At 59.7% G+C, this 17,018-nt stretch carries 17 protein-coding genes; 6 read left to right on the plus strand and 11 right to left on the minus strand.

Annotated features, from left to right (window positions below):
• The first annotated feature begins 7 nt into the window (after positions 1–7).
• Positions 8–1,858: a tRNA (5-methylaminomethyl-2-thiouridine)(34)-methyltransferase MnmD gene (gene mnmD, locus AB3X55_01235; GenBank protein MEX0502201.1), complete on the plus strand. Its 1,851-nt coding sequence runs from the start codon at positions 8–10 to the stop codon at positions 1,856–1,858.
• Here mnmD and AB3X55_01240 read toward each other — a convergent pair.
• The 11 genes from AB3X55_01240 to rpsF form a co-directional block, all read right to left on the minus strand.
• Positions 1,855–2,586: an SDR family NAD(P)-dependent oxidoreductase gene (locus tag AB3X55_01240; protein ID MEX0502202.1), complete on the minus strand. Its 732-nt coding sequence runs from the start codon at positions 2,584–2,586 to the stop codon at positions 1,855–1,857. The genes mnmD and AB3X55_01240 overlap by 4 nt on opposite strands.
• Positions 2,586–4,052 carry an amidophosphoribosyltransferase gene (gene purF / locus AB3X55_01245; GenBank protein MEX0502203.1) on the minus strand — a complete coding sequence of 489 codons (1,467 nt, stop codon included), beginning with the start codon at positions 4,050–4,052 and terminating at the stop codon, positions 2,586–2,588. The genes AB3X55_01240 and purF overlap by 1 nt, the downstream gene beginning before the upstream one ends.
• Before the next feature lie 113 nt (positions 4,053–4,165).
• On the minus strand, positions 4,166–4,792 hold the full coding sequence (locus AB3X55_01250) for a CvpA family protein (GenBank protein MEX0502204.1): 627 nt from the start codon (positions 4,790–4,792) through the stop codon (positions 4,166–4,168).
• A gap of 31 nt (positions 4,793–4,823) precedes the next feature.
• Positions 4,824–6,194, minus strand: a complete 1,371-nt coding sequence (gene radA, locus AB3X55_01255) for a DNA repair protein RadA (protein ID MEX0502205.1) — start codon at positions 6,192–6,194, stop codon at positions 4,824–4,826.
• A complete protein-coding gene (locus AB3X55_01260) occupies positions 6,194–6,997 on the minus strand; it encodes an ABC transporter ATP-binding protein (protein MEX0502206.1) in 804 nt (267 codons plus the stop codon). Before AB3X55_01260 ends, radA begins: the two co-directional genes overlap by 1 nt.
• 7 nt (positions 6,998–7,004) lie before the next feature.
• On the minus strand, positions 7,005–7,778 hold the full coding sequence (locus AB3X55_01265) for an MlaE family ABC transporter permease (GenBank protein MEX0502207.1): 774 nt from the start codon (positions 7,776–7,778) through the stop codon (positions 7,005–7,007).
• Positions 7,779–7,888: 110 nt separating this feature from the next.
• A complete protein-coding gene (gene alr, locus AB3X55_01270) occupies positions 7,889–9,085 on the minus strand; it encodes an alanine racemase (protein ID MEX0502208.1) in 1,197 nt (398 codons plus the stop codon).
• A 15-nt stretch (positions 9,086–9,100) separates the two neighbouring features.
• Positions 9,101–10,609 (minus strand): replicative DNA helicase, encoded by a 1,509-nt coding sequence (locus AB3X55_01275; protein ID MEX0502209.1) that lies wholly within the window; start codon positions 10,607–10,609, stop codon positions 9,101–9,103.
• Between the two features lie 181 nt (positions 10,610–10,790).
• The gene (gene rplI / locus AB3X55_01280; protein MEX0502210.1) at positions 10,791–11,450 is read right to left on the minus strand and encodes a 50S ribosomal protein L9; all 660 of its coding nucleotides are present in this window, start codon (positions 11,448–11,450) and stop codon (positions 10,791–10,793) included.
• A gap of 30 nt (positions 11,451–11,480) precedes the next feature.
• Positions 11,481–11,735 (minus strand): 30S ribosomal protein S18, encoded by a 255-nt coding sequence (gene rpsR, locus AB3X55_01285; protein ID MEX0502211.1) that lies wholly within the window; start codon positions 11,733–11,735, stop codon positions 11,481–11,483.
• Positions 11,736–11,738: 3 nt separating this feature from the next.
• Positions 11,739–12,197 carry a 30S ribosomal protein S6 gene (gene rpsF / locus AB3X55_01290; GenBank protein MEX0502212.1) on the minus strand — a complete coding sequence of 153 codons (459 nt, stop codon included), beginning with the start codon at positions 12,195–12,197 and terminating at the stop codon, positions 11,739–11,741.
• A gap of 282 nt (positions 12,198–12,479) precedes the next feature.
• On the opposite strand from rpsF, the gene fabD reads away from it, so the two are divergent.
• From fabD to mltG, 5 genes are all read left to right on the plus strand, one after another.
• A complete protein-coding gene (gene fabD, locus AB3X55_01295) occupies positions 12,480–13,430 on the plus strand; it encodes an ACP S-malonyltransferase (GenBank protein ID MEX0502213.1) in 951 nt (316 codons plus the stop codon).
• 89 nt (positions 13,431–13,519) lie between these two features.
• Positions 13,520–14,260, plus strand: a complete 741-nt coding sequence (gene fabG, locus AB3X55_01300) for a 3-oxoacyl-[acyl-carrier-protein] reductase (GenBank protein MEX0502214.1) — start codon at positions 13,520–13,522, stop codon at positions 14,258–14,260.
• Between the two features lie 129 nt (positions 14,261–14,389).
• Positions 14,390–14,626: an acyl carrier protein gene (locus AB3X55_01305; GenBank protein ID MEX0502215.1), complete on the plus strand. Its 237-nt coding sequence runs from the start codon at positions 14,390–14,392 to the stop codon at positions 14,624–14,626.
• Positions 14,627–14,733: 107 nt separating this feature from the next.
• A complete protein-coding gene (fabF, locus tag AB3X55_01310; GenBank protein MEX0502216.1) occupies positions 14,734–15,996 on the plus strand; it encodes a beta-ketoacyl-ACP synthase II in 1,263 nt (420 codons plus the stop codon).
• Positions 15,996–16,994, plus strand: coding sequence for an endolytic transglycosylase MltG (gene mltG, locus AB3X55_01315; GenBank protein ID MEX0502217.1), 999 nt, complete (start codon positions 15,996–15,998; stop codon positions 16,992–16,994). The genes fabF and mltG overlap by 1 nt, the downstream gene beginning before the upstream one ends.
• Positions 16,995–17,018: the final 24 nt, after the last annotated feature.

The raw sequence follows: 17,018 nt of genomic DNA on the forward strand, positions 1-17,018 counted from the left end.
GCCGAACATGTCGACAGCCTCGCCGCATCGCGGTGCGATCTATGACCTGCCAGAACCCAATGTCAGCTTTCGTGATGGCGTTCCCTATGCAGGGGATTTTGAGGATGGCTATTACGGTGGCGAGGACGGGGTCGCCGAGGCCCGGCATGTTTTCCTTGATGGCAATGATCTGGCGACGCGGTTCGGCGACAGTGGTCATCTGACAATTGCTGAAACAGGTTTCGGCACAGGCCTGAACTGCCTTGCCGTAATGGCGCTTCTTGAAAATCATCCGGACATGCAGCTCGACTATATTTCGATTGAGCGCTTTCCCCTGACCGTGGATCAGATGCAGTCCGCCCACAGGGCATGTCCGGAACTGGATCGACAGGCAGCGGCCCTGAGGCGCGCCCTGCCACCACGCTGGCCCGGATATCATGTTGTACCGCTCTGCGACGGCAGGATGACGTTGCATCTGCACTATGCCGAGATCGGTGAGGTGCTTCCGGATCTCGATTTCCTGGCCGATGCCTGGTTTCTTGACGGGTTCGCACCGTCGCGCAACCCGGATATGTGGTCGCCAGAGATATTGGGGCATGTGGCAAGGCTTACGCGCCCGCAGGGCACGCTTGCCAGCTTCACAGCTGCCGGCCATGTCAGGCGCAACCTCGAGGCAGCCGGTTTCGCCATTACGCGCCGTCCCGGCTTTGGTCGCAAACGGGAGATGATCACCGGTCGTCGCACCGGCGTTGAGGAGGCGGGATCAGGTCAGCCTCGCAAAGTGGCGGTGATCGGCAGCGGTATCGCCGGTGCCTCGGTCGCTGCAGGGCTGAGGCGGCGTGGCTGTGTGCCGGTGATTCTTGATTCCGGAAGCGCTGCGGGCAGTGGGGCATCCGGCAACAGAATGGCGCTACAGAGCCCCAAACTGACCGTCGACCATAGTCCAATGAGCCAGCTGTCGCTTTCCTGCCTGTCCCTGGCGGCGCGGTTGTCAGACCTGGCCGGCGCAACCGTCGGCAGGGGGGTTGTCGCCTTTGATGCGCCGGAACGCATCGCAAAGCGGCATGAGGTGTTCAGAACCCAGCAATGGCCATCCGATCTTCTGGTGGCGGGAACCGGTGATTATAGCTCTGCCACCACGCCGGACGGCCGTGGTGATGATGCCATCTTCTATCATGGCGCGCGCGCCATCAGGCCGGACAGTCTGCTGACCTGGCTGCTGGCCGGGACAGACCCGGTCTATGATTTTCCGGTGGATGGCATCATCGCTGATGCCGGCGGGGTTCTTCTGACGTCAAGGGACGGGCGGCGCGTCGAGGCCGACAAGGTGGTGATCGCCACTGGTGCCGACATGTCATCGATGCTGGCAGTCTGTGGCCGGCAAATGCCACTCGAGACAACGCATGGTCTTGTCAGTCAGGTGCCGACAAATGCGGCGATGTCCAGCCTCGACAGGGGGATCAGTTTTGGCGGCTATCTGACACCGGCAATGGCGGGGCGGCATGATCTTGGTGCCACATTCTGGCGTGATCCGGCGATGGAGGTCGATGCACAGACCGTCACGGATGGTCATCACCACAATCTGACGCTTCTTGCCGGCAGCGCCCTTGGCAAGCCGTTCGGTATGGATTCCACGTCATTCGGCGCGCGGGTCAGTCGCCGGGCAAGCCTACCGGACAGACGACCTGTCCTCGGCTGTCTTGGTGCGGATATCGGTGAAAGGCTGTTTGTCCTTGGCGGGCTTGGCGCGCGGGGCTTTACGCTGGCTCCCCTTCTGGGCGATCTGCTGGCTGCCGATATCCTCGGGCGACCGGTGCCGCTTCCGGTTTCGCAATGGCATGGCATACAGGCGATGCGCTATATCGCGGCAGCAGACTAGATACCGGCCAGCTTTCGCGCCTCGACGACCTCGCCATGATAGGGGCAGTCATCCGCCAGCAGGGACAGAAAGGCCGGCGCGATATCTTCTGGTCGAGGCAGGGTTGCCGGATCTTCCCCCGGAAAGGCGGCGGCGCGCATGCCGGTTGCCGTGCCGCCGGGATTCATCATGTTGATCTTGAGATTGGTTTGCTCGCTTTCACCGGCCCAGGACCGGCCAAGCGCCTCGAGACCCGCCTTGGTGGCCGCATAGGGGCCCCAGAATGGACGGCTGCCAACGGCAGCACCCGATGTGACAAGAATGGCGCGGCCAGCCGGTGCGGCGCGCAAAAGCGGATCAAAAGCCCGGATCATATGCCATTGTCCGGTCAGATTGACCGCGATGTTGCTGTCCCAGTCTTGCGGCGTTATATGCCCAACAGGTGTCAGCGCGGTCAGGATGGCGGCGTTGGCGACAAACCCGTCCAGACGGCCCCATCGTTCTGCGATGGCACCGGCAAGCCGCGGGATGGCAGGGGTGTCCTTCATGTCCAGCTCGACGATGGTGGCATGGCCGCCGGTCGATTTGATCTCGTCATCGACCTCTTCAAGGGCACCGATTGTGCGCCCGGTGATGATGAGTTCGGCACCGGCACCCGCCGCCGCCACGGCGACAGCGCGGCCAATCCCGCGCGTTGCGCCGGTCACCAGGATCAGCTTTCCGGACAGATCAGCAGCGATGTTTGCCATTATGTTCCATTCCCGTGCGAAACCCGCTTGGCGCTGAGCCCGGAGGCCAACTGGATCGGATATTCGCCAGTGAAGCAGGCATCGCAGAATTGGGGGGTTTCGGGATCGCGCGCCATATTGGCAATCGCCTGATACATGCCATCGACGGTGATGAAGGCCAGACTGTCAGCGTTGATTTCACGCGTGATTTCATCAACGGACATCTGCGCCGCGATCAGCTGATCCTGGCTTGGTGTATCGACGCCGTAGAAACAGGGATGGGTTGTTGGCGGGCTGGCGATGCGCATATGCACCTCGGCGGCACCGGCATTGCGCATCATGGTGACAATCTTGCGTGATGTCGTGCCGCGTACAATCGAATCATCAACAAGCACGATCCGCTTGCCGCGCACGGCAGCGGGATTGGCGTTGTGCTTGAGCTTTACCGAATCGGTGCGATCCTTTTGTGTCGGCTGGATAAATGTTCGCCCGACATAGTGATTGCGGATGATGCCAAGATCAAAGGCGATTCCGGACGCTTCGGCATAGCCAAGTGCTGCCGGCACACCGGAATCGGGAACCGGGATGATCAGATCCGCGTCGATATTCGACTCACGCGCCAGTTCAGCGCCAATGGCCTTGCGGGCATGATAGACGCCGCGCCCTTCAACGACCGAATCCGGGCGGGAAAAATAGACATATTCAAACACGCAGAACCGCGGCGACACCTTTTGAAACGGTCTGTGGCTGTGAACGCCGTTCTTGTCGATCACCACCATTTCGCCGGGTTCGAGATCGCGGACAGGCTGTGCGCCGACAATGTCGAGAGCGCAGGATTCAGAGGTCATGATCCAGCTGTCTCCCAGCTGGCCAAGCACCAGCGGGCGAACACCGTAAGGATCCCGAACTCCGATCAGCATGTCATCGGCAACGCAGACAAGCGAGTAGGCACCATCAATCTGTTTCAGCGCGTCGGTCAACCGTCCGGTGACATCCGCCTGATGCGAGCGTGCGACAAGGTGGACGATCACCTCGGTATCCGACGAGGATTGAAACAGGCTGCCGGTCTCGATCAGCGAGGCGCGAAGCCGCATGGCATTGGTCAGGTTGCCATTATGTGCCAGCGCAAAACCGCCGAAGGCAAGTTGCGATGAGAATGGCTGGATTTCCATCAGAGGATTGACATTGCCGCTTGTCGAATAGCGGTTATGTCCGATCGCGACATGGCCGCGAAGTTCCTTCATCTGCGGTGAATCGGCACCGAAATTCTCGCCAACATGGCCAAGGGCGCGGTGGGCATGAAAATCACGGCCATCGAAGGTCACGATACCGGCCGCTTCCTGGCCGCGATGCTGCAGCGCGTGAAGACCAAGCGCGGTCAGAACGCTTGCCTCGTCCGTTCCATAGACCCCGAAAACCCCGCATTCTTCATGAAACCCGTCAAGATGTGTGGGGATGTCCACAGATGAAATGCTGGCCGAACTCATTGGTCTGTCCAAGAATGGTTTTTGCTGTAAAGGATCACAAATCGCTCCGGCTCTGCGCCATAGGTTATTGGGGAAATCACCCCACAAATCAAGCTGCCAATCAGACAGTCAGGTCAGTTGGCCGTCTCGTCTTCCAGCAGCTTGAGGCCGGATTCGCCGGCCTCGCCCACGCTGTCGCTGGTATCCTTAAGGTCCTTGGCGGTGTCACTGGCTTCAGGAAGATTGTCGACAATGCGATCGCGCATTTCGGACGGCAGCAGCCCGGACATCAGGTGCGCGCTGTCACGAAGCATGGGGGTTGCTGTGGCCTCTTTCACCATATCGGGAAGCTTGTCCTCGCCTTCGGCCACGACAACCGCACCCGTATAGATGATCACGGCGATCAGAAACCCGCGGATCAAACCGAACAGAAACCCCAGCCAGCGATCGAGCCCGCCAAGCCCGGCCTTGCTGAGCCCGGGTGACACCAGCGAGGCAAACGCAAACCACAGCACGACGGCAACCACAAACGGCACACCCCAGGCAAGTGCCTGACTGATTCCCTCGATCCTGATGAGCTTGGTCAGGGCCGGTTCCAGATAGGGGGCGCTGAGTTTGGCGGCGATAAAGGAGATCGGCCATCCGGCAAGGCCAAAAAGCTCGCGTGTCATACCGCGAAGCGTTGCCAGCCCGCCTGATACCAGCAACAGCAGCAACGCGCCGTAATCAATAAGGGTGAGGGCGGACAGATCGAAACTCATCAGATTCGCGCTCCAGAATGGCTGGTCACTGTCATGCTACACCGCCCATGATTTCAATCAACTCTGCAAGTGTGGCCGGCTGCGCCAGCGACAATCCCTGCGGCGTGGCAAGTTTCTTGCGCGGACGCGGCATCACCGCCATGTCAAAGCCAAGCTTGGCGGCTTCCTTGAGGCGGGCGTCGGCCTGCGCCACCTGACGCAGTTCGGCTGACAGGGCCACTTCACCGAAAAATACGCTTCTGGGCGGTGCCGGCCTGCCGCTGACAGACGACAACAGGGCTGCCGCCACGGCCAGATCAGCTGCGGTTTCGGACACTTTGAACCCGCCTGCCACGTTCAGGAAAATATCACGTCCTGACAAGGGGACCCCGCAACGTGCCTCGAGTACGGCCGTCAGCATGGCAAGGCGGCTGCTGTCCCAGCCGACAACATTGCGGCGCGGCGATGCAAGGGTGGATGGCGCGACAAGCGCCTCGATCTCGACCAGCACAGGACGACTTCCCTCGATGCCGGCAAAGACGACCGCACCCGTAACCTCGTCCCGGCGATCGGCAAGGAACAGTTCCGACGGGTTCTGCACTTCGGCAAGACCGGCCTCGACCATCTCGAAGACACCGATCTCGTCAGTGGCGCCGAACCTGTTCTTCACACCGCGGAGAATACGGAAATGATGCGACCTGTCGCCTTCGAAATGAAGAACCGTGTCGACCATATGTTCCAGAACCCGTGGGCCGGCGATTGCGCCATCCTTGGTGACATGGCCAACCACCAGAAGCGCCACGTCATGGATTTTCGCGGCGCGGATCAATTCCTGCGCGGTGGCCCGGACCTGGCTGACCGTGCCGGGCGCTGAATCCAGCGTCGGCAGGTACATTGTCTGGATTGAATCAATGACGATGATATCCGGCCCGTCCCTGCCACCGATGGAGGCGGCGATGTCGGCGGCATTTGTCGTTGTCGCAAGATCTACATCGGCATTGCCCAGCCCAAGGCGGCGGGCCCGCATTCGCACCTGTTCGGCTGATTCCTCGCCTGACACATAGGCTGTCTTGAACCCGGCCCCGGCGAGGCGACAGACCAGCTGCAGCAACAGCGTCGACTTGCCGATCCCCGGGTCGCCGCCAATCAGTGTTGCCGACCCTTTGACCAGCCCGCCACCGGCAACACGATCAAATTCGGCCATGCCGGTTTGCATGCGCGGGGGTGGTTTGACGTCAGCCGATACGGCAAGGGGCTGCATGTCCACCCGGCGTCCGGTGGCTTTCTTGCCTGGGCCGGAAGGTGCCTCAACGCGTTCCTCTACAAGCGTGTTCCAGGCGCCACAATGGTCGCAGCGGCCGGACCATTTGCGATGAGCCCCGCCACATTGCTGGCATACATAGCTGACTGCCCCCTTTGCCATCAGCCGCGTCGTGCCTCGGCCTGCGCGGCAAGGGTCAGTGGTCCGTCGGCAAGACCATGCACAAATTGATGCACCTCCTCGACGCCACTATTGTCCATCTCGCTTGCCGGTCCACACCAGATGATCACCCCATTATGCACCATCGCCACCTTGTCGGCGATCCGCCTTACCGAGGCCATGTCATGGCTGATGGTCATCGCTGTCGCGCCAAGCCTGTTAACGGAATCGATGATCAGCCTGTCGATGACGCCGCCGGTGATCGGGTCAAGCCCGGATGTCGGTTCGTCGAACAGCAGGAATTCAGGCTTGTCGGCGATGGCGCGGGCCAGGGCAACGCGTTTCTGCATGCCGCCCGAAAGCTCGGCCGGAAACTGGTCGATGACATGCGTCGCCAGCCCAAGTTGGGTAATGGTATCCGCCGCTGAATCACGTGCCTGCTGGCGGGTCATATGCTGGCGCTGGCGTAACCGGAAGGTCACATTCTCCCAGATGGGCAGCGAGTCAAACAGCGCCCCGAACTGGAATGTCATGCCAAAGCGCTGGCGTATGGTTTCCAGCTGCTGGCGACTGGCATTGATCATTTCCTCGCCATCGACCCGGATCGATCCGCCATCTGCCTGTATCAGCCCCAGCAGGCATTTCAGTGTCACCGACTTGCCGCATCCCGAGGTGCCGATAATGGCCAGTGATTCCTTGGCTGCCACCTCAAGATCGATACCGCGAAGCACTTTCTTGTCGCCAAAGGATTTGGTCACGCCCTGCATGACGATCTTTGGTTGGGTGTCTGTGTTCGTGGCTGTCATCTGTTCATCATCCGAAAAACAGCGCTGTGACGATATAGTTGGCGATCAGGATCAGAATTGATGCCGACACGACAGCGTTGGTGGTCGCCCGGCCAACGCCTTCGGCACCGCGCCCGGAATGATAGCCATGATAGCATCCCATAAGCGCAATCAGGAAGCCGAACACGGCGGCTTTCACCAGACCCAGCGTCACATCCGAAATTTCGAGATATTCCAGGGTCCGGCTGAGATAGATCGACGGGTTGAAACCAAGCCTGTAGACGCCGACCAGATAGCCGCCAAACACCCCGATCATATCGCCGATCAGCACCAGAAACGGAAGACATACCGTTCCGGCAACAATGCGCGGGGCGACAAGATACTGCATCGGGCGGGTCGACAGCGTGTCCAGCGCGTCGATCTGGTCGGTAACCCGCATGGTGCCGATTTCCGCCGCCATTGAAGCGCCGATCCGTCCGGCCACCATCAATCCGGCAAGAACCGGGCCCAGCTCGCGGGTGACCGAAAGCACAACAACGGTGGCCACCGTGTCTTCAGCCGAAAAGCGGGCAAAACCGGTATAGGATTGCAGCGCCAGCACCATCCCGGAGAACAGCGTGGTCAGCCCCACGACTGGAAGCGAAAAGTATCCGATATCAATGATTTGCCGGCCAAGTTGACGAAGATAGTAGGGGGGCAGAAACGTCCAGCGGATCGCCGCCAGTGTGAACAGCGTCAAACGGCCAATGGCGGCCAGAAAGGCCAGGGTTGTTCGGCCGATATTCTGCAGAAACCCGATCATTCTCTTTCCGGTCGGTTGCGGTCATGAATTGGCGCACGGTCCACTTTATGCCTTGGATTTCGCTGTTTGACCATCCCCAATGCCGTTGCCGTCATGCCGGGGCAACAGTTTCATGACGTGATAAAGCGGCGTAAGGGCCGGCGGCCAAGTTGGGTCAGGATTTCATAGCCGATGGTGCCGGCGTCATGCGCCATTCGGGCCAGGGGATAGCCGTCACCGAGGATTTCGGCGTGACTGGCGGTGGCCAGACGTCGATCATCAAGGTCGGTGACATCGACGGTGATGCTGTCCATCGAAACCCGCCCGATCACCGGTGCCGGCATGCCGGCGATCGTGACCATTGCCCGGTTGCCAAGGCTGCGGGGATAGCCGTCCGCATAGCCGACACCAAGCGTGAAAATACGGGAATCGCGGGTCAGCTGATGGGTGCCGTTATACCCGATCCGGTCACCGGCACGGGCGTTGCGACGTTGCAGGATGCGCGCCTGCCAGACAACTGCGGGGCGAAGATCGCCGGCCTGTGCTGTCTGTTCGGCTGTACCATCGAGACCTGCCGGGTGAAGACCATAAAGGGCGATGCCAGGCCGGTTCAACGCCATGTGGAAGGCGCCGCCCCGAAGTGTGCCGCCACTGTTGGCAAGGCTGGCCGGCAGATCCGGAAGCGCGGCGCACAGGCGACCGAAGCTGGCAAGCTGGCTGTCATTGGCGTCATCGGCAAGGTCTTCACCAGCACTCAGATGGCTCATCAGAAGCTGCACACCCATATCGGCAAGCGGATTTTCGCCACCATCGATGCGGTCCAAAAGCCATGCTGTCTCGTCCGGATCGAGGCCAAGCCGCGTCATCCCGGTATCGACATGCAGCGCGGCACCGGGCGGCGACCCTTCAGCGGATGACAGGCTTGCCTCACGCCAGCGCATCAGCTGATCAAGGCTGTTGATCACCGGCATGATTTCGGCGCTGATGAAATCTGCTTCCTGTCCGGGGTGACAGCCACCAAGGACAAATATACGGCATTCACCCTGTCCCACGTCGGGCAGCGCCAAGTTGAGTGCCGCGCGAAGTGCGCGGGCTTCCGCAAGCGACATGACGAAAAAGGTCCGGCATCCGGCTGTCGCCAGCGCCGGTGCCAGCGTGGCGGCACCAAGTCCATAGGCGTCGGCCTTGACCACGGCTGCCGTTTCCGTCCGGTTCCCTGAAAGACTGTCGAGATAACGCCAGTTCGCAACAACGGCACCAATATCAATGGTGATCACGCTGTCGGCATGGCCGAAATCTGGCGCATCGGAGATCATGGTGCCGGGCATCGCGTGGCCGTCCGTCTAAAAACCTTCGGGAATCTGCGCTGCGTCGGTGAGATCGCTGAATTTGGTCAGTGATTTCTCAAAATGCAGTTCAATCAGCCCGGTCGGACCGTGGCGCTGTTTGCCGATAATCACCTCGGCCTTGTTATGCGCCTTTTCCAGCCGTTCACGATACAGATCATAACGAAGATTGAATTTCTCTTCACTTTCGTGGGATTCACGCTCCGGTTCTTTCTTGGCGAGGTAATATTCATCGCGATAGACGAACAGCACGACATCGGCATCCTGCTCGATGGATCCTGATTCGCGGAGGTCCGACAGGTTCGGGCGCTTGTCTTCGCGCTGTTCGACAGCACGCGACAGCTGCGAGAGCGCCAGCACCGGAACATCCAGTTCCTTGGCCATGGCCTTGAGCGCGCGGCTGATATTCGAGATTTCCTGAACGCGGTTTTCCGGACGTACGCCAAGCTGCGGTGCCAGCATTTGGAGATAATCGATCACAATCAGGCCCAGTCCGCCGGTGCGTTTCATCCGGCGGGCCCGGCTTGCCACCTGCGATACCGACAGCGCCGGCGTATCATCGATAAAGAAAGGGGCTGTCGACAGCGCGTCACTGGCCTCAATCAGGCGGTCAAACTCCTCGCTCGACAGTTGGCCCTGTCGGATGCTGTTCGAATCAATCTGCGCGCGTTCACTGAGAATCCTGATGCCAAGCTGTTCGGCCGACATCTCCAGCGAGAAGAACGCCACCGGGGCTGCCGTCTCGCCGGTCCTGGTCGTGGTCGCCACATGAAAGGCGATATTGGTCGCCAGCGCCGATTTACCCATTGCCGGGCGGCCGGCAAGGATGATCAGGTCGGATTTGTGAAGGCCACCCATCTTGGTGTTCAGGCCGGTAAGACCCGTGCTGTAGCCGGACAGGCCGCCATCGCTCTTGCGGGCAATCGCCGCCTGGTTGATTGCCGCCGCCGCGACTTTTTCAAAGGATTTCAGCCCGACACTTGCTTCGCCGGCTTCGGCAAGCTGGAACAGCTTTGCCTCGGCGGTCTCAATCTGTGTCATCGCGGAAACATCGACATCGGGGTGGTTGGCGTCGGTGATGACGTCATCGCCAATGCGGATCAATTCGCGGCGAAGATGCGTTTCATAGATGGTGGCCGAATAGTCGGGCGCCTGCGCCAGACTGATCACGCCATCCGCAAGCTCGCCCAGATAATCCTCGATCTCGGTTGTCTGACCTGCCTCGGTGGCGCTGAAGAAGGTTTTTAGGGTGACTGGATTTGCCAGCTGTCCGCGATCAATCAGCCGCATCATGGTGGCAAAGATCCGGCCATGAAGCGGGTCATAGAAATGTTCGGCCCGCAACCTGTCGTCAATGCGTTCCATGACATCATTGTCGAGCAGCAGGGCGCCAAGAAGATTCTGTTCAGCCGGGAGGTTGTTTGGCAGTTGGCGGGCCGTTGGAATGCCGCCGACGGTTGCCATGCCTCCGGGAAAGGCTTCGATGTTGCTTGTTTCTTCAGACATGCGTCACCCTAGCAAAAGCAAGCCGGCAATGCGTCCTGTTAGTTTTGTGGGTAATGGGGATAAGTGAAAAAAAATCGGCAGCGTCTGTGCCGGCAGGACGGCATTGCGCCCCGATGACGGGTTTCGGGCACTAAAAAAGCCGGGGCAAACCCCGGCTTTTTCATCATTCTGTGCCCTGGAATCAGGCCTCCGAGTCATCACCGGCCGCATCGTCGGATGCGGTTTCTGTTTCGGCAGTCTCGGCCTCGGCGTCGGCTTCTGGGGCGCTTGCCTCGATGGCCGGAGCCTCTTCACGGGTTGCCTCTTCACTGGCCACCTCGTTGCCGTAGTCATCGTCGTCATCGTCGGCAAGGCCGGTCACGGCAACGCCGGTGCGAAGCTGGGTTTCGGCTTCGTCAAGCGAACGTGCGACATTGACGGTGACTGTCACAGTGACTTCGGGGTGCAGACGGATACGAATGTCGTGCAGGCCAAGTGTCTTGATCGACTTGTCCATGACAACCTGGGTGCGGGCAATGGTGAACCCGGCCTCGGTTACGGCATCCGAAATGTCACGCGAGGTGACCGAACCGAACAGCTGGCCCATTTCGGACGCGGCCCGGACCATGCTTACGGCAAGGCCGTCCATCTTGGCGGATTCGGTTTCAGCGTCCGACCGACGGGCAAGATTGTCAGCTTCGCGCTGTGCCTTTTCGGTTTCAAACTTTTCGCGATTTACCCTGTTGGCGCGAAGCGCCTTGCCCTGTGGCAGCAGGTAGTTGCGCGCATAGCCGGGCTTTACCGATACGACATCGCCCATCTGGCCAAGCTTTTCGACTCGTTCGAGCAGGATGATTTCCATGATCTTGTGTCTCCTTCCTGTCGACCAGCGTTACGAGGTCACGTATGGCATCAGTGCCAGGAACCGCGAACGCTTGATGGCAACGGCCAGTTCACGCTGCTTTTTCGCCGAAACGGCTGAAATGCGTGATGGCACGATCTTGCCACGCTCCGATGTGTAGCGGGCCAACAGCTTGGTGTCCTTGTAGTCGATTGTCTGCGCGTTCGGTCCCGAGAACGGGCAGGATTTGCGACGACGCCCAAAGGGACGACGAACGGCTTCGCGTTTGATTTCGAGCTGGGTCATGTCCTACTCCTCGGTCTCGGTGTCTTCGGCAGGCGCGTCAGCAGACTCTTCAGCCTTTGCCGACTCCGCGCGTGGTGGACGGGATCCCCGGTCGCCACGGTCACCGCGCTCGCCACGGTCACCGCGCTCGCCCCGATCACCCTTGTTCTGCATGATGATGGACGGGCCTTCCTCGACCTCTTCAATGCGAATGTTCAGGAACCGAAGAACATCCTCGTTCAGCCCCATGATCCGCTCATACTCCTTCAGAGTGGCAGCATCTGTCTCGAGGTTGAACATGATGTAGTGGCCCTTGCGGTTCTTCTTGATCCGATAGGCAAGCGACCGCAGACCCCAATATTCACGTTTGTGGATTTTGCCACCGGCCTCGGTGATGATGCCGGCAAATTCATCGGCCATTGTTTCGACCTGTGTGGACGAAATATCCTGGCGCGCAATGAAGACGCTTTCATACAAGCGCATGCGTAACTCCTTCTGGCTTATCGTCCGCCATCTCTGTGGCGAACCAACCGGTTTCCCGGCAAGGAATGTTTCAGTGATGTAGGCATCGCCGACAGGTGTCGGGTGCGATGCAGGGTGCACCATACACGAACATTTATTGCGTGCAAGCGAATAGTGGTGTCCTCTAGAGGTGGATTGCGGTGCCGGATCTGGCATAATTTCGCCAAATTCCATCGGCAATGACGTCGCAATTCTGGAATGACGAGCTGCCGGCCTTGATGCCGCAGTGATCAGGTGGAGTGAATGATGGCGGACAAAATCCTTTTTCAGTTTCCCGGTCAGGGGTCTCAGGCCGTTGGCATGGGCGGGTCGCTTGCCGCTGCATTTCCCGAGGCTCGTGCGGTCTTTGACGAGGTGAATGACGCGCTTGGCGAGGATTTGTTTGCGCTTATGCAGGACGGTCCGGAGGATGATCTTCGTCTGACGCGCAATGCACAGCCGGCCCTGTTTGCCGCCTCTATGGCGGGGCTGGCAGTGCTGCAAAAGGCGGCCGGGCGCGACATTACGGAACTGGCGGATTTTGTGGCCGGTCATTCCCTTGGTGAATATTCCGCGCTGGCGGCGGCAGGAACCCTGTCAATATCCGATGCGGCGCGGCTTTTGCGGCTGCGCGGTGACAGCATGCAGGGTGCCGTACCGGCGGGTGAAGGGGCTATGGCCGCCATTCTGAACGCCGAGGAAGAGGTGGTGAACGAGATTGTTGCGGACGCGGCTGCAAGTGGCGTGATCCAGTTTGCGAATGACAATGCCCCGGGACAGATTGTCGTCAGTGGCGCTGCCGCCGCAGTGGACCATGCCATCGAATCCGCCAAGGAACGCGGTATCCGGCGCGCCATAAAGCTTCCTGTGAGTGCCCCATTCCACTGCAGCATGATGCAACCGGCCGCCGATGCGATGGCCGAAGCCCTGGCAACTGCCAGCATGAATGATGCAGCGGTCCCGGTCTTCTGCAACGTCACAGCGGCGACTGAAACCAATGCGGATATCCTGCGACAGAATCTGGTGACACAGGTCACCGGTCGCGTTCGCTGGCGCGAGACGCTTCTTGCCGCCAGCACGGCGGGGGTGTCCCGGTTTGTCGAGATTGGTACCGGCAAGGTTCTGTCGGGACTGGTGAAGCGTACGCTGGATGATGTCACGATGGTCAATCTTGATGGTGCGGACGATCTGGACTTGGTGCTGGCCGAACTGTAGGGTCGCGGCACAATCGGCTGGGACGGCCAACCAGCTTTAACGGCCACAGGGCTGGAACGGCCAAAGCAAATGAAAGAACAGGAGCCTTCATGTTTGATCTGTCAGGCAATACCGCGCTGATTACCGGCGCAAGCGGTGGAATTGGCACAGCGATTGCCAGAACCCTTCACGCTGGCGGCGCTTCGGTTGTTCTGCATGGAACCCGAGCCGAACGTCTGGCCGCGCTGGCGCAGGAGCTTGGGCAGAATGCGCATGTTGTCACCGCCAATCTGGCTGACCGCGGCGAGGCGGCCGGCCTGATTGATGCCGCCGTCGAGGCGGCCGGCGCACCTGTTTCCATTCTGGTCAACAATGCCGGGATCACCCGCGACAATCTGGCGATGCGGATGAAGGACGAGGAATGGGACGAAGTTCTCGACGTCAACATGACCGCAGCGATGGCGATTACGCGTGCGTCGCTGCGCGGCATGATGAAGGCCCGCCATGGGCGGATCATTTCCATTTCTTCGATTGTCGGTGTGACCGGCAATCCCGGTCAGGCCAATTATGCCGCTTCAAAGGCCGGGATGATCGGCTTCAGCAAGGCGCTTGCCGCCGAAGTGGCAAGTCGCGGCATCACGGTCAATGTCGTCGCGCCAGGCTTTATCGAGACACCGATGACCGATGCTCTTGGCGAATCCCAGCGCGAGGCACTGCTTGGACGGGTGCCGGTCGGGCGACTGGGTACGGCCGAAGAGGTGGCCTCGGCTGTACACTACCTTGCCAGTAACGAGTCCGCCTACATCACCGGATCGACCATTCATGTGAATGGCGGGATGGCCATGCTATAATCCGGCGGGACTGTCGGGGTGTGACTCTTTAGGGTGGCGTAGCCGAAAAAACTGTGTTATCTGCCGCCAACTTTGACGCTCTGAGGGTTTGCTCGGGGCTGCTTCAACCTTCTCTTTAAGGGGGCATTAATGAGCGATATTTCAGATCGTGTGCGGAACATCGTGGTAGAACATCTTGGCGTTGACGCCGACAAGGTTGTCGATGGCGCAAGCTTCATCGATGATCTTGGTGCTGACAGCCTCGACACTGTCGAGCTGGTCATGGCATTCGAAGAGGAGTTCGGTGTTGAAATCCCGGACGACGCTGCCGAGCGCATTCTGACCGTGAAGGACGCCGTGTCCTTCCTGGAAGAGAGCGCCGCCTAAACAGGCAAATGACACGTTTTCAGCCCCCGGTTTTCTGCCTTGCAGGTAGACGTCGCCCGGGGGCTGGCGTATTTTAGAGCTATGTTTTTCCAGATCAGGAGAGAAACGTGCGACGCGTAGTTGTCACCGGTCTTGGAATGGTCACCCCGCTAGGTGTCGGGGTTGATCGTAATTGGTCGCAGATTCTGGCCGGGAAAAGCGGTATATCCCGTATCACCCGGTTCGATGTTGACGATATTTCCTGTCAGATTGCCGGCCAGGTGCCTGGTGCGGACGAAGATGGCGGCCTGAACCTTGACGATTTCATCGATCCCCGCGAACAGCGCCGCCAGGACAGGTTCATCCAGCTTGGTGTGGTCGCAGCGCAGCTTGCCGTAGAAGATTCCGGCTGGAAGCCAGAGGACCGCGAATCACAGAATCGTACCGGCGTCATGATCGGATCCGGTATTGGTGGTCTTGAGACAATTGTGAAGACCGACCAGCTGATGAGCGAGCGCGGCACCCGCAAGATCAGTCCGTTTTTCATTCCTTCGGCGCTGATCAATCTGGTGTCAGGTCATGTGTCGATCAAATATGGGTTTCGCGGCCCGAACCATGCTGTGGTTACGGCCTGTTCGACCGGTGCGCACGCCATTGGCGATGCGGCGCGCATGGTCGCGCTTGATGATGCCGATGTGATGGTCGCCGGCGGGGCCGAGGCAGCAGTGTGCCGGATCGGCATGGCCGGGTTTGCCGCCGCCAGGGCGTTGTCCACCAGCTATAATGACCAGCCTGAAAAAGGGTCTCGGCCCTGGGACAAGGGCCGCGACGGCTTTGTCATGGGCGAGGGGGCCGGCATTGTCGTCCTTGAAGAGCTTGAGCATGCAAAGGCGCGTGGCGCGACAATCTATGCCGAGGTCAAGGGCTATGGCATGTCGGGTGATGCCTATCATATCACCGCGCCGGCAGAGGATGGTGACGGGGGGTTCCGCGCCATGCAGGCGGCATTGAAGCGGGCCGGCCTTGCGCCGACCGATATCGACTATGTCAACGCACATGGTACATCGACGCCGCTCGGCGACCTGATCGAGGCTGGCGCTGTTCGCCGTCTTCTTGGCGATGCCGTCGGATCCGTCTCGATGTCCTCGACAAAGAGCGCAACAGGCCATCTACTTGGCGCGGCGGGCGCGATTGAGGCCATCTATTCGGTCAAGGCCGTGCAGACTGGTGAAGTGCCGCCGACCCTGAACCTCGAGGATCCCGAGGATGCGGTGGCGGATTTCGACCTTGTGCCGCTGAAGTCGCGCAAGCGCGATGTTCGCAACGCCATGTCAAACTCCTTTGGGTTTGGTGGCACCAACGCATCGCTGATTATCGGCCAGGTCACCTGATGCTTCGATCCGCCGCCCGGCTGATGATCCGGACGGTGGGGCTGCTCGGCCTCCTGACCGCCCTTGTGGCAGGTGGCTGGTTTGTGGTCGACAGGATGATTGTCCAGGCTGACGGCCCGCATCAGGACAGTGTACTGATCCAGATATCGCCCGGTGACGGTCATGCCACCATCCGGTGGGCGCTGAAGCGTGGCGGCGTGATTCGTGACCTCTATCATTATGACGCCGCCCGTATCATGGCGGGAACGTCCTTTGTGCCGAAAGAGGGCGAGTTCGAAATTCCGCCACGGGCCAGTCTGGCCGTTATCATGGACATTATCCATGCCGGCCGCAGCTATCAGCGGCGCTTTACCGTTATCGAAGGCATGACATCGGCCGATATTGCCTCTGTGCTTCGTGAAAACGAGAATTTTTCCGGTGAGATCACAGTGCCGATGGAAGAGGGTAGTTTGCTGCCCGAAACCTATTTCTACACCCGTGGCACAAGCCGCGATGCAATGCTGGCACGGATGCAGGAAAAGCGGGAACTGGCGCTTGCCGAAGCCTGGATTGACCGGTCGCCGGATCTGCCATACGAGTCGCCTCGTGATGCGCTGATCCTTGCCTCCATCATCGAGCTTGAAACCGCTGACAGCGCTGAAAGGCTGGAAGTGGCCGGTGTCTTTGTCAACAGGCTGAAACGCGGCATGCGGCTACAATCCGATCCGACGGTTCTCTATGGCGTCGAAACCGGGGCCAATCGTCCTATCCGCAAGTCTGATCTGAAACGCAGGACAGAATGGAATACCTATGTCATCAAGGGGTTGCCAAAGACGCCGATCTGCAATCCAAGCCTTGAATCGATCAATGCCGCGCTGGCGCCGGCGCAAACCAGGAATCTCTATTTCGTGTCTGACGGCAAGGGTGGGTTGAGATTTGCAAGGACGCTGGACGAACATAACCGGAATGTAAGATTATTCCGCGAAGCACAACGAAAAGCTGGTCTTCGAGACGATTGAACGAGCGGTCAGGAAAAAGGGATT

Source organism: Alphaproteobacteria bacterium LSUCC0719 (genome assembly GCA_040839025.1).
Taxonomy (GTDB): domain Bacteria; phylum Pseudomonadota; class Alphaproteobacteria; order Puniceispirillales; family Puniceispirillaceae; genus UBA8309.